Below are 12074 nucleotides of genomic sequence, written 5' to 3'. Positions count from 1 at the left end.
TGCGAGCTGGGTCACATGACGACTTGCACAGCACAAAAATCCAGTAAACGGCACATTTGTCCGATTTCGGCACCGCGCCAACGGGAGAACAATATCCAGGTCAATTGTTCCCCCCATCATGCGGCTCGGCAACGGAGCCAGGAGTGTAATATGTTACCCACCATGACCAACGGCAGACTAATCTGCCTGGAGTTGAAGGCCACCAGCAAGGAGGCTCTATTCGACGAGATGGCACAGATGCTGGCGCGCGATGGCGCCGTGTCTGATCAACAGCAATTCGTCAAGGATATCTGGGCCCGCGAGCAGCTGGACTGCACCGGCTTCGAGCAGGGTGTCGCCCTGCCCCACGCCAAGAGCAAGGCGGTCAGTCGTCCGGCCATTGCCATCGGTGTCAGCCGCCAAGGTATCGAGTACGGCGCCGAAGATGGCAAACCGACCCAGCTGATCTTCATGATCGCCTCCCCGGATGGCGGCGCCAACCACCATATCGAAGTGCTGGCGGAGCTCTCTACCCGTCTGCTGGAGCCGGGTTTTATCGAGCAGATGAAGGCGGCCACTACCGTCGAGCAAGCCCTGACTCTGCTCAAGCAAGGCCCGAAAATGGAAAAACCCGCCCCTGCCGCCAAACCGGCTGCCACTGCTCCGGTTGAACCCACCGATCGCACCTTCAAGGATCGCCTCAACACCATGAAGCAGCACCTGCTGTTTGGTACTTCCCACATGATCCCCTTCATCGTGGCAGGCGGTGTGCTGCTGTCACTGTCGGTGATGATGAGCGGCAAGGGCGCCGTGCCGGAAGCGGGCTTCCTCAAAGACATGGCGACCATGGGTATCGCCGGTCTGACCCTGTTTACCGCCGTACTGGGTGGCTACATCGCCTACTCGCTGGCTGACAAGCCGGGCCTGGCCCCGGGCATGATCGGCTCCTGGATTGCCGTACAGCACTATCAAACCGGTTTCCTCGGCGCCATTCTGGTGGGCTTTATCGCAGGTTTCGTGGTCAATCAGCTCAAACGGATCAAGCTGCCTGACTCCATGACCTCCCTTGGCTCCATCTTCATCTATCCGCTGATCGGTACCTTCCTGGTGTGTGGCATCGTGATGTGGGGGATCGGTGCCCCGATCGCCGCCATGATGGAAGGGATGAACCACTGGCTCTCCAGCATGGCGGGCTCAGGTAAAGTGATGCTGGGTGCCATTCTGGGTGGTATGACCGCCTTCGATATGGGCGGCCCGGTCAACAAGGTTGCTACCCTGTTTGCCCAGACTCAGGTCAACACCCAGCCCTGGCTGATGGGCGGCGTCGGTATCGCCATCTGTGTACCGCCGCTGGGTATGGCACTGGCGACCTTCATGTCTCCGAAGCGTTACAAGAAAGAGGAGCGTGAATCCGGTAAAGCAGCCGCCATCATGGGCATGATCGGTATCAGTGAAGGTGCTATCCCGTTCGCCGCTGCTGACCCCATGCGTGTTATCCCGGCCATCGTCGCAGGCGGCATCGTCGGCAACATCACCGGCTTTATGATGCACAGTATCAACCACGCCCCCTGGGGTGGCTGGATTGTCCTGCCGGTTGTTGAAGGCAAGATGGGCTACATCCTGGGTACCATCCTCGGCGCCCTGACCACCGCCATCATCGTCAACCTGCTGAAGAAGCCGGTGAGCGAAGAAGATGACGTGACCGCCACCCAAACCAGCTTCGAAGTCATTGAAGCGGAAGGAGAAGCGGACGTACTGGCCATCACTGCCTGCCCGTCTGGCGTGGCCCACACCTTCCTCGCCGCCAAGAGCCTGCAGAAGGCTGCCGCCAAGCAGGGGATCAAGATCAAGGTCGAGACCCAGGGCGCCAACGGCATCATCAACCGCATTACCGCCAAGGATGTCGCCAACGCCCGCTGCGTTATCTTCGCCCACGACGTGGCCATCAAATACCGTGAACGCTTCACCGATATCGAAGTCATCGATGTGAAGACCAAGGAGGCGATCCACAATCCGGAAGCACTGCTGGCCCGCACGCTGGGCAACAAGGCAAACGCAGCCTGATAGCAGTCAGACCAACCAGTACAAGGGGCCCATCACGGGCCCCTTTTCGTTGCCTGCCGAGCAACCGCATATCATCCCACCGACCAAGCCACTGATTTAAAACATATTAACCAGTCACATCACGGATCTTGGCGAGCCGTCACAGAACGGTGACGTGTAAAAAAACAGCAATTGAAGCGCTGGTCAGATCTCATGTCAAATGGCTCCGCCTACTAAACTGGAGCATCACAAAAATGATAAAAATCAATAAATTGGTTCTGGCTGTTACCCTCACCCTCACTGCCACCCCCTTGCTGGCAGCCCACTGGACGTGTGGCGACCACGTGCGCTTTGGTCTGCCCTCCGAATCGGATCAGAAGCTCTGCCGTGAAGGGTATGCGGTCGGCTACAACTACGACTACAAGGTGGCGGACTGGGTCTCCTACCGAATGACCGCCCAGAGCGCACAGGGCACAGTGCCGCGCAAGGATGCCTTCGCCGAGGACAGGGAGATCCCGGTTGCCTACCGCGCCACCCTCTCCGACTACAAGGGCTCGGGCTACGACCGTGGCCATCAGGCCCCGGCGGGGGACATGAAATCGAACAAGAACACCATGAAAGAGAGCTTCCTGCTGAGCAACATGACGCCGCAGATCGGGGTGCTCAACCAGAAGGCGTGGCGCGTGCTGGAGGACAAGGTGAACAAGTGGGCGGTCTCCCGCAAGGATGTACAGGTGGTCACCGGCCCCATCTTTACCGGCTCTGAAGAGTCCATCGGTCAGGGTGTGGCGATCCCGAGCGCCTACTACAAGATCGTGATGGACCCGGCCAGACTGCAGGCCATCGCCTTTATCATGCCGCAGGAAGAGGTGCCCATCAGCCAGATCGCCGACTACCGGGTCTCGGTACGCGAGGTGGAAGAGCAGACCCAGCTCAACTTCTTCAGCGATATGCCCGAAGAGCAGCAAGAGACGCTGGAAGCCCGCATCTCCCCGATGTGGAACTGACTGCGAACACTCGCCAACAGATGGATTGACTCCCCATCTCTCTTGAATCGCGATAGAGGGAGGGGCCAACGCCCCTCCCTGCAGGGGGAGTCACGCTCCCCCTGCCCTTTTCAGATGGCAGCTGATCCGTTGCGGCCACTTTTGCGGCCACAGGTGTGGCATCACCCGACGACTCGCCCCGACTCACAGTTTGCCGCACCGTTAACTGGTATATTGCCTCTCTTTGGCACTAACAGACTGAATTGACGCACATTTGCCTCGTCGCATCGGCCCACACGCCGGCGCACCACGGCGCGATTCAGCCCGACAGAGGACCTTTTGATGAAACAGACCCTTCTTGCCCTCACCCTCGGCGGCCTGCTGGCGCTCTCGCCCCTCGCCCTGCAAGCGGCCGAGAGCTCGATGCAAATGGAGCACGACCTCAATACCCTGGTCAGCAAACGCCAGGCGGTGGACATGCTGCTCGGCGAAGCGCTGCAGATCTACAAGTCGCCAGCGAAAATCTCCCACGCCGGTTTTACCGCCAAGATGCCGAGCAATATGGAGCTGGTGACCGAGCGGCTGCTGGCCGCCTACCAGCTTGAGCCCTACCGCACCGACCTGCTCATCTCGGCGGCCAACGCCCAGATCTACAACGGCAACCTGAGCCGCGCCATCACCTTGCTGGAGCAGGCGCAGGCCGTCGCCCCCGATGATCTCGACATCAACAGCTATCTCGCCATCTGGCAGTTGGTGAAGGGTAACAAGGAGGCTTCCCGCAGCTATCTGGCGAAAGTGGCGGATCGCAACAGTGGCCGCGCCGCCGATCTGGAGGAGATCATCGCCCGGGTGCAGCGGATCACCGCCGCCCCGCTGCAGACCGAACTGACCGAGGATCAGCTCAAGGCCACTAGGGAGGGCAAACGCGCCATCGTCACTCTGGGCTACGCCCTCAATCCCGACGGCAGCATGGACAAGATCCTGCTGGGCCGCCTGCAAACCACCCTTGAGCTGGCCAAGGCCGACCCGGAAGCGCTGATCATCCTGACCGGTGGCGTGCCCCAGAACCGCCAGACCGAGGGCAAGCTGATGGCCGACTGGCTGGCCAACCACGGCATCGACCGCAGCCGCCTGATTGAAGAGAACTACGCCACCAGCACGGTGGATAACGCCCTCTACAGCGCCTATGCCCTCGCCCGCCACCAGATTGACTATGCGGTGCTGGTAAGCTCCACCAGCCATGTACGCCGCGGCCAGACGGTGCTGGAAATCGCCTGCGACCAGATTGGCCCGGCCAACATCAAGGTGGCGAGCGTCAGCTACCCCGACAAGCCCCTCGAGGAGCTGTCCACCCCGAGCGAGAGCGAGCTGCTCGGCATCTATCGCGACGCCCTGCGCACCTACGGCATGTGGAGCTACCGCTCCGCCCCGCTGATCGAGCGTTGATCGGCCATCAAAACGAAAAAGAGAGGGAGGCGTGATGCCTCCCTCTCTTTTATTGACCGATGATTGGCCAAGCCTCGCCCGTTAGCTGACGATAAAGCCCTGCGAGGGGGCCGCTTTGGGATCGTCACCGAAGCGGTTTGGCCCCTGCTGACCGTTGCAAACCATAAAGTAGATAAGCACCAGGGTGCCGATAATGGGGATAAGCCCGAGCAGCAGCCACCAAGCGCTGCGGTCGGTATCGTGCAGGCGACGGGCCGCCACCGCCAGCGATGGCAGCAGCACCGCCAGCGAATAGATGGAGCTGATCAGCTCATTGTCGCCGCCAATCAGCTTGTCCACCATGCCGAGCAACAGCATGACGATGACGTTGCACAGCACAAACATCCAGTATTCGGTGCGACGGGCCCGCCCGCTGAATACCGCATATTGCTTGAGGACCGAGATATACCAGTTCATTGCGCCTCCTGAGTGGCCTTTATGCCTATGAATAAAAAAGAGAGTCGATAAAACAAGTAGTTAAGAGCTTAGCGCGATCATCCCCCCGAGTCGACAATGATGCCCGAACGCCTCCCAAACTAATCAGCTGCGGCAATCATTGACCGACCGATCCGGAAGATAATTTGCCCTGCAACAGGGCAAATCACCCCCATCAGCGCATCACTCTCGTCACAAGCAGGAAAATGGTGCTTAATAATCCATTAGCAATCGTATGGACTCAGCGTGAGGATAGCGGTAGATTCGGCGCCCAATCCTGAACAGGATCTGTGTCTCCCTCCCATAATGAATCCACTTATTCATTACTTCTCCTAACACAGGGATAGCCATGAGTATTACACGCAGAGATTTTCTCAACGGCGTTGCCATCACCATTGCGGCAGGCGTCGCCCCCATCAATCTGCTCAAGGCTGCCGAAGGCGGCAGCACGCTGGCGGATAAAACCCTGGCCTACCCGCCCGCCCTCACCGGCCTGCGCGGCAACCACCCGGGCTCTTTCGAACCGGCCCACAGCATCGCCCGTGACGGCAAGCAGTATGATTTTGCCAATATTCCCCTTGAGGGGGAGTACGATCTGGTGATCGTCGGCGCCGGGATCAGCGGTCTGGCCGCTGCCTGCTTCTATCAGCAGCTGCTCGGCGCGGATAAGAAGATCCTGCTGCTAGACAACCACGACGACTTTGGCGGCCACGCCAAGCGCAACGAGTTCACCACCCCCGATGGCCTGCGCTTGGGTTACGGCGGCAGTGAATCCCTGCAATCACCACGTTCGGTCTACAGCCCGGTGGCGCTCGGTCTGCTCAAGGCGCTGGAGGTCAACATCGACGAGCTGGCCGCCGGTTTCCAGCAGACCTTCTATCCGGATCTGGGGCTGAGCCGCGGCGTCTATTTCGACGAGAAGCACTTTGGCGTCAACAAGATAGTGAACGGGGATCCGGGCCACAACGTAGCGGATGACATCCCCCGCGATCGCCTGAACGGCCGGCCACTGGCAGAGTTTATCGGTGACTTCCCCCTCGATGATGCCGACAAGGCCGCCCTGTTAGCCCTGCACGAATCGAAGATCGACTACCTGAGCGGCATGACCCGCGAGCAGCAGGACGAGTGGGTGACCCGCAACAGCTACACCACCTTCCTGCGCGATAAAGTGGGCCTCAGCGAGCGGGCGATCACTTACTTCCAGCAGCGCACCAACGACTTCCAGGCGGTCGGCATCGACGCCACCGCCTGCGCCGATGCGCGCCTCTGCGCCTTGCCGGGGTTCGACGGCCTCAATCTGACGCCGCTGGATGCCGAGGAGCAGGCGGAGCTGGACGACCCCTACATCTTCCACTTCCCCGATGGCAACGCCGGTCTCACCCGCCTGATGGTACGCAAGCTCATTCCGCAAGTGGCGCCGGGTCACACCATGCAGGATGTGGTGCTGGCCAAGTTTGACTACGGCAAGCTCGACCTGCCGGAGCACAAAGTGCAACTGCGCCTTGGCAGCACGGCGTTGCAGGCCAAAAACGTGCGCCTCGCCGACGGCAAGCTGGTGGTGGATGTTACCTACATCAAGGAGGGGAAACTGCACCGGGTGCGGGCCAAGCAGTCGATCATGGCTGGCTACAACATGATGATCCCCTACATGGTGCCCGAGATGCCGGAGCCCCAGAAGGAGGCGCTGCGCCAGAATGCCAAGGCGCCGCTGGTCTACACCAAGGTGGTGATCAAGAACTGGCAAGCCTTCGTCAAGCTGGGGGTACACGAGGTCTACTCCCCCGCCGCACCCTACAGCCGGGTCAAGCTCGACTATCCGGTCAGCATGGGTGGCTACGAGCATCCCAAGAGCCCGGATCAGCCGATGTGCCTGCACATGGTCTATGTGCCGACTCTGCCGGGCAGCGGTCTGTCGGCCCGCGAACAGTCCCGCAAGGGGCGCGCCATGATCCTCGGCATGCCGTTCGAGCAGCATGAACAGATGATCCGCGAGCAGTTGCAGGGGATGCTCGGCAGCGCCGGTTTCAACCATGAGCAGGACATCCTCGCCATCACGGTCAACCGCTGGTCTCACGGCTACTCCTATGTCACCAACACCCTGTTTGATGACGAAGCGCAGTGCGAAAAATGGATTGAACTGGGTCGCCAGCCGATCGGCAACATCACCATCGCCAACTCGGATGCAGGCTGGAGCCCCTACGCTCACGCTGCCATCGACGAAGCGTGGCGCGCCGTCAACGAGCTGGTAGCCATGAGCAAGGGAGGTGCCCAATGAGCCGCGCCCTGTCACTGACCGCCAGCGCCCTGCTGCTGGCCCTGCCCGCCCTTGCCGCCAACGCAGCCCCCGCCATGTCTGCGGGGGAATACGTGGCCAAGCTGGGCGATTGCGCCGCCTGTCACACCAGCGAGACCAGCAAGCCGCTGGCGGGCGGCAAAGGGTTCCCGACCCCCATCGGCACCGTATTTGCCACCAACATCACCCCGGACAAGACCCACGGTATCGGCAACTACAGCCTGCCGGAGTTCATCAAGGTAATGCGTGAAGGGGTGGCCCGCGATGGCCATCGCCTCTATCCGGCCATGCCCTACACCGCCTACGCCAAGATGAGCGATAAGGATCTCGAAGATCTCTATCACTATCTGATGAAGGAGGTACAGCCGCTGGCCATCGCCAACAAGGAGAGTGACATCCCCTGGCCCCTCAACATGCGCTGGCCGCTGATGGGCTGGAACTGGATCTACCACGATGACAGCCGCTTCACCCCGGTGGCGGGCAAGAGCGAAGAATGGAACCGCGGCGCCTATCTGGTGCAGGGTGCCGGCCACTGCGGCAGCTGCCACACCCCACGCGGATTGGGGATGCAGGAGAAAGCGCTGACCGAGGCGGATCCCGTCTACCTGAGCGGTGCCGCGCTGGATGGCTGGTATGCCCCCGACATTCGCGGCAGCCGTTACAGCAAGCAGGCGCTGATCGACCTGCTGAAAACCGGCCGCAGCCAGCATGAAGCGGTCGCGGGCCCCATGGGGGAAGTGATCACTCACAGCAGCCAGTATTTCAGCGACGCCGATCTGGCCAGCATCGCCACCTATCTGACCGATCTGAAAGATGAACAGGTGGCGGAGAAAGGGGCCCGCGCCTACGCCAGTGCCAGCGGCAAGGCGGACTACGCCATGTACTGCTCCACCTGTCACGGGGTCAACGGCCAGGGCAATGACCACGTCATTCCATCGCTGGTGAACAACCGCACCGTGCTGGCGAGCGATCCGTCGAGCCTGATCAATGTGCTGCTGCACGGTGCCGAGACCCCGGTCACCCACGGCCATCTGGGTTACCACATGCCGGGCTATGGCTGGACCATGGATGACGAGCGGCTCGCCGAGCTGGTCAACACCCTGCGCGCCTCCTGGGGCAATGAAGGCACCGCCGTCAAGGCGGCGGCGGTCAAGGCCCAGCGCGAGCTGCACGGCAAGGAGTAAGGGCTGTCAGCTCTCTCTTGGCCAAGTGCCATAAAAAACGGGCCTCCACTGGAGGCCCGTTTGCTATTGATGAACCACGTTCCGGTGCTTATCCCTTGCGGGATTTTGGCCCCGGCAGTGGCGCCGTTGGCTGGCAGTAATCGCCATAGGGGAAGATATTGCGAAACCGCTGGGCCACCGGCTCGGGGATGGATCGGGAGAAGATCAGCTTGACGCCATCGCCATCACGCTGCCCCACAATGCGACCGCGCACCGTGTCGTGGCGTAGGATCTGCTTGGCATGCTCAATAAAGGCGGGTGACACCTTGCCCTGCTTGACCACCACCTTGCCGGGGGCAAGGCGGATCTCGAACAGGGCGCCACGCCCCAGCTTCATCAACCACCAGATCAGCACAATCGCTACGATCAAGGAAATCCAGGCCATCTTCATCCCTCCCAACCTCTTGATATAAGGCAGTATAAGCGGCCGTGCGCTCCGATTGTTTGGCGCCGATCACAGCCCCCGCGTCAGCGCAATAGCGCCCCTTTGCTCAGCAATCCTTGCCCCAGCCCACCAGCGTCTCGCGATAGAGCGCCAGCAAGGCTTCATCGCGCACCGCCACCCCGACCAGCTGCGGGCGATAGGCTGCCCAGTCATCGTGGGAGTGGCGTTTGCCATCGAACTTTTGCAGGGTGTGGCCGATGGCCGGGCCGCTGGTGATGACCCGTACCGGCCCCTCGCGCAGGGTAAAGAGGGTCGGGTCAATGACATAGGCGATGGCGGACGGGTCGTGGACGTGGCAACCGGAGAGCCCCAGTTTCTCGGAGTAGAAGCGCAGATAGAAGCGGCTGACATCCCACAGGAAGCGGCCCGGCTCCCCCGCCTTGTCCCTGAGTTCATCCAGATAGGCGCTGCCGAAGAAGCTCTGCTGGGTCACATCCAGCCCGATGATCACCACAGGCCAGTCGGCGGTAAAGACCCGGTCGGCGGCATCGGGATCGTCGTGAATATTGGCCTCGGCATAGGGGGTGACGTTGCCGCGATGGCCGTTGACGCCAAACGCGCCCCCCATCACCACTACCTGTTTCACCAGCGAGACAATCTCGGGCGCCTGTTGTAGCGCCAGCGCCAGATTGGTCAGCGGGCCGATAGTGACCAGGCTGATCTCCCCCGGCGCGGCTTTCACCGCCTCGACAATATATTGCCAGGCGGGGCGGGGATCCGGAGCGATAGTCACCTCCCCCGCCTCCATGTCGCCAAAGCCGCTCGGGCCGTGGACTATGGTGGTGGGGCCGACCGGCTCGCGCTGCAGCGGGGCGGCAGCACCTTTGGCCACATCCGCCTTCATGCCGTACTTCTGCTTGAGCCAGAGGGCGTTGCGGGTGCCATTGTCGATGGTGGCGTTACCAAAAACAGTGGTGATGGCGAGCAGCTCGATGGCGGGGTGGGCCTCGGCAAACAGGATGGCCATGGCATCGTCGATACCCGGGTCGGTATCCAGAATGATTTTATGGGTCATGAGAAATTCCTACGGTGACAAACCCTGCGACAAAAGGGAGAGTCTACCCGGCTGACGGCCCCATATCCCGGCATGGGATCACAGAGCGGGCCTTTGCTCCCGGCAGCGGGGCGCTGCTGGCGACAATTAGCATAAAAAACGCGGCCCTGTTGCCAGCGCCGCGCCCTTTATCGTTGTTCGTTATCTGCTATCTGGCAGTGATCTGCCTGACCGGATCCTCAGTGCTTGCGGTGCCAACGCGGTGAGGTCGCCTTCTCCCCCCAGGGGGTGACGCAGGGGAGCAGCGCCCCTTCAATCACCATCTCGCTGCCCGCCAGCGCTTCGGCGATCTTCTGGTGCAGCACCCGCAGTACCTTGCCCTCGTGCTCGGCCAGAGAGTGGCCCGCGGCAAAGAATTCCGGCTGATATTGCAGTGCCAGCTTCTGGGCGAATTCGTAGGTGTTGAAGCAATCCGGCATCCGCTCAACCACATCTTCAAGCCGGGCCAACAAGCTGTTCAGTTCCCTGGTCATAGTGCTCTCTCCGTGTAGGTTAATAGCCAAAAACTACCCCTTATTAGATAAGTCACCAACGAGCAAACCACAAAAGTGTGGGGAGACACACAGTTCTCTCTTGCGTCCGGCTCATGGTGAACGGCAGACAGCTTGCCAGCTTTACATTCCGGTAACAAACAGCTAGATTTAGACCGACTAATCAGTCGGTCATTTTTCATGCGGAGAACAACATGGGTGCGGCGCAGCTTCAACACACTCCTGAGGATATCCTCGCCATCAAATTGTCCCTGCCGGATCAGCTGGCACGACTCAAGCGGGCGAGTCTGGCTCACCCCATGCCTACCCTGGCCGAGCGCCGGGCGCAGCTGACCAAACTCAAGCAGGCCTTGCTCGCCCACAAGGGGCAGCTGTGCAAGGCGCTGGCGGCAGATTATGGCCAGCGCAGCCACTACGACAGCCTGATCGCCGATGTGCTGCCCTGCATCATGCAGATCAACTACACCCAGAAGCGGCTCAAGCGCTGGATGCAGCCCCACCGCCGCCACACCGGCCTACTGCTGGCCCCCGCCAAAGTAGAGGTGCACTTCCAGCCACTCGGGGTGGTCGGCATTATCGTGCCGTGGAACTTTCCGGTGATGCTGAGCCTTGGCCCCCTCATCACCGCCATCGCGGCGGGCAACCGGGCGATGCTGAAACTCTCCGAGTTCACCCCTCATACCAATGCCGTGCTGCGCACCATGCTCACCAGCGTGTTTGACGAAAACGAGATCGCCATCATCGAGGGGGATGCCCAGATGGCGGCGGCATTCAGCTCGCTGCCGTTCGATCACCTGCTCTTTACCGGCTCCACCATGGTGGGCAAGCTGGTGATGGCCGCCGCCGCGCCCCAGCTCACCCCCCTCACCCTTGAGCTGGGTGGCAAAAGCCCCTGTCTCATCGCCCCCGACATGCCGGTCGCCACCGCGGTCGAGCGGATGATCTTCGGCAAGAGCCTCAACGCCGGACAGATCTGCGTCGCCCCCGACTATGTGCTGCTGCCCCGCAGCGAGGTGGATAACTTTATCGCCGCCTATCGCCGCCACTTCAGCAAGCTCTACCCGCAGGGGCTCAATAGTGCTGACTACGGCGCCATCATCAACGACCGCCAGTATCAACGTCTCGTCAGCTGGCTGGATGAAGCCGAGCAGGCGGGTGCCCAGCTCCACCCCTGTGGCAACCCGGCCCGCGACGACCAGCGTCGCCTGCTGGTGCCCCACCTGCTGACCGGAGTGCCGAGTCAGTGTCAAGTGATGCAGCAGGAGATCTTTGGCCCGCTGCTGCCGCTCATTCCCTACGACACCCTGGAGGAGGCGCTCGCCTATGTGGCTGAACGGCCCCGCCCGCTGGCCCTCTATCTGATGAGCTTCGATCCCGAGTTGCAGGCACGGGTGACCCGGGAGACCCACTCCGGCGGCATGGCGATCAACGAGAGCCTGTTTCAGGTGGCTGCCGATGATGTGCCGTTTGGCGGCATCGGTGCCTCCGGCATGGGCCACTACCACGGCCACGAGGGGTTTCTTACCTTCTCCAAGGCGAAAACCGTGCTGACCCGCGGCAAGTTCACCACCGGCTCCCTGATCCATCCGCCCTACCACAGCTGGATCCAGAAGCTGATGATGGCCTTCTTCCTGCGCTGA

10 protein-coding genes are annotated in these 12074 nt (G+C 61.2%); 6 read left to right on the top strand and 4 right to left on the bottom strand.

Translation table 11 applies throughout. The features are described 5' to 3' along the window. Positions 1–150: 150 nt before the first annotated feature. From WBR25_RS06870 to WBR25_RS06860, 3 genes are all read left to right on the top strand, one after another. Positions 151–2043: a PTS fructose transporter subunit EIIC gene (locus tag WBR25_RS06870; RefSeq protein WP_479749614.1), complete on the top strand. Its 1893-nt coding sequence runs from the start codon at positions 151–153 to the stop codon at positions 2041–2043. A 233-nt stretch (positions 2044–2276) separates the two neighbouring features. After that, positions 2277–3029 carry a DNA/RNA non-specific endonuclease gene (locus tag WBR25_RS06865; RefSeq protein ID WP_479749613.1) on the top strand — a complete coding sequence of 251 codons (753 nt, stop codon included), beginning with the start codon at positions 2277–2279 and terminating at the stop codon, positions 3027–3029. A gap of 321 nt (positions 3030–3350) precedes the next feature. Next, the gene (locus WBR25_RS06860; RefSeq protein WP_479749612.1) at positions 3351–4454 is read left to right on the top strand and encodes an ElyC/SanA/YdcF family protein; all 1104 of its coding nucleotides are present in this window, start codon (positions 3351–3353) and stop codon (positions 4452–4454) included. Positions 4455–4535: 81 nt separating this feature from the next. Here the strand turns inward: WBR25_RS06860 and WBR25_RS06855 are convergent, their stop codons facing one another. Next, positions 4536–4910, bottom strand: coding sequence for a DUF805 domain-containing protein (locus tag WBR25_RS06855; protein WP_005337730.1), 375 nt, complete (start codon positions 4908–4910; stop codon positions 4536–4538). Positions 4911–5277: 367 nt separating this feature from the next. Here WBR25_RS06855 and WBR25_RS06850 point away from each other — a divergent pair, with 367 nt between their 5' ends. Both WBR25_RS06850 and WBR25_RS06845 read left to right on the top strand, forming a co-directional pair. Beyond that, positions 5278–7203 carry an NAD(P)-binding protein gene (locus WBR25_RS06850; protein ID WP_421287368.1) on the top strand — a complete coding sequence of 642 codons (1926 nt, stop codon included), beginning with the start codon at positions 5278–5280 and terminating at the stop codon, positions 7201–7203. After that, positions 7200–8405 carry a c-type cytochrome gene (locus WBR25_RS06845; RefSeq protein WP_479749611.1) on the top strand — a complete coding sequence of 402 codons (1206 nt, stop codon included), beginning with the start codon at positions 7200–7202 and terminating at the stop codon, positions 8403–8405. Before WBR25_RS06850 ends, WBR25_RS06845 begins: the two co-directional genes overlap by 4 nt. Before the next feature lie 88 nt (positions 8406–8493). Here the strand turns inward: WBR25_RS06845 and WBR25_RS06840 are convergent, their stop codons facing one another. The 3 genes from WBR25_RS06840 to WBR25_RS06830 all read right to left on the bottom strand — a co-directional run bounded on the left by WBR25_RS06840 (position 8494) and on the right by WBR25_RS06830 (position 10416). Beyond that, positions 8494–8829 (bottom strand): DUF3634 family protein, encoded by a 336-nt coding sequence (locus WBR25_RS06840; RefSeq protein ID WP_479749610.1) that lies wholly within the window; start codon positions 8827–8829, stop codon positions 8494–8496. A 106-nt stretch (positions 8830–8935) separates the two neighbouring features. Beyond that, positions 8936–9904, bottom strand: a complete 969-nt coding sequence (locus WBR25_RS06835; protein WP_479749609.1) for a nucleoside hydrolase — start codon at positions 9902–9904, stop codon at positions 8936–8938. Positions 9905–10122: 218 nt separating this feature from the next. Further along, on the bottom strand, positions 10123–10416 hold the full coding sequence (locus WBR25_RS06830; RefSeq protein ID WP_005353197.1) for a hypothetical protein: 294 nt from the start codon (positions 10414–10416) through the stop codon (positions 10123–10125). A gap of 212 nt (positions 10417–10628) precedes the next feature. On the opposite strand from WBR25_RS06830, the gene WBR25_RS06825 reads away from it, so the two are divergent. After that, positions 10629–12074: a coniferyl aldehyde dehydrogenase gene (locus tag WBR25_RS06825; protein ID WP_139731867.1), complete on the top strand. Its 1446-nt coding sequence runs from the start codon at positions 10629–10631 to the stop codon at positions 12072–12074.

It is taken from the genome of Aeromonas sp. MTB (assembly GCF_056632455.1).
Note: the sequence above shows the minus strand (reverse complement) of the source record. Positions and strands in the feature narration are given on the sequence as shown.

What these genes read in the sequence shown, in the direction of transcription:
- WBR25_RS06850 (WP_421287368.1), top strand. Translation starts at nt 5,278, where the DNA reads ATGAGTATTACACGCAGAGATTTTCTCAACGGCGTTGCCATCACCATT.
- WBR25_RS06840 (WP_479749610.1), bottom strand. Translation starts at nt 8,829, where the DNA reads ATGGCCTGGATTTCCTTGATCGTAGCGATTGTGCTGATCTGGTGGTTG.
- WBR25_RS06825 (WP_139731867.1), top strand. Translation starts at nt 10,629, where the DNA reads ATGGGTGCGGCGCAGCTTCAACACACTCCTGAGGATATCCTCGCCATC.
- WBR25_RS06835 (WP_479749609.1), bottom strand. Translation starts at nt 9,904, where the DNA reads ATGACCCATAAAATCATTCTGGATACCGACCCGGGTATCGACGATGCC.
- WBR25_RS06860 (WP_479749612.1), top strand. Translation starts at nt 3,351, where the DNA reads ATGAAACAGACCCTTCTTGCCCTCACCCTCGGCGGCCTGCTGGCGCTC.
- WBR25_RS06845 (WP_479749611.1), top strand. Translation starts at nt 7,200, where the DNA reads ATGAGCCGCGCCCTGTCACTGACCGCCAGCGCCCTGCTGCTGGCCCTG.
- WBR25_RS06855 (WP_005337730.1), bottom strand. Translation starts at nt 4,910, where the DNA reads ATGAACTGGTATATCTCGGTCCTCAAGCAATATGCGGTATTCAGCGGG.
- WBR25_RS06870 (WP_479749614.1), top strand. Translation starts at nt 151, where the DNA reads ATGTTACCCACCATGACCAACGGCAGACTAATCTGCCTGGAGTTGAAG.
- WBR25_RS06830 (WP_005353197.1), bottom strand. Translation starts at nt 10,416, where the DNA reads ATGACCAGGGAACTGAACAGCTTGTTGGCCCGGCTTGAAGATGTGGTT.
- WBR25_RS06865 (WP_479749613.1), top strand. Translation starts at nt 2,277, where the DNA reads ATGATAAAAATCAATAAATTGGTTCTGGCTGTTACCCTCACCCTCACT.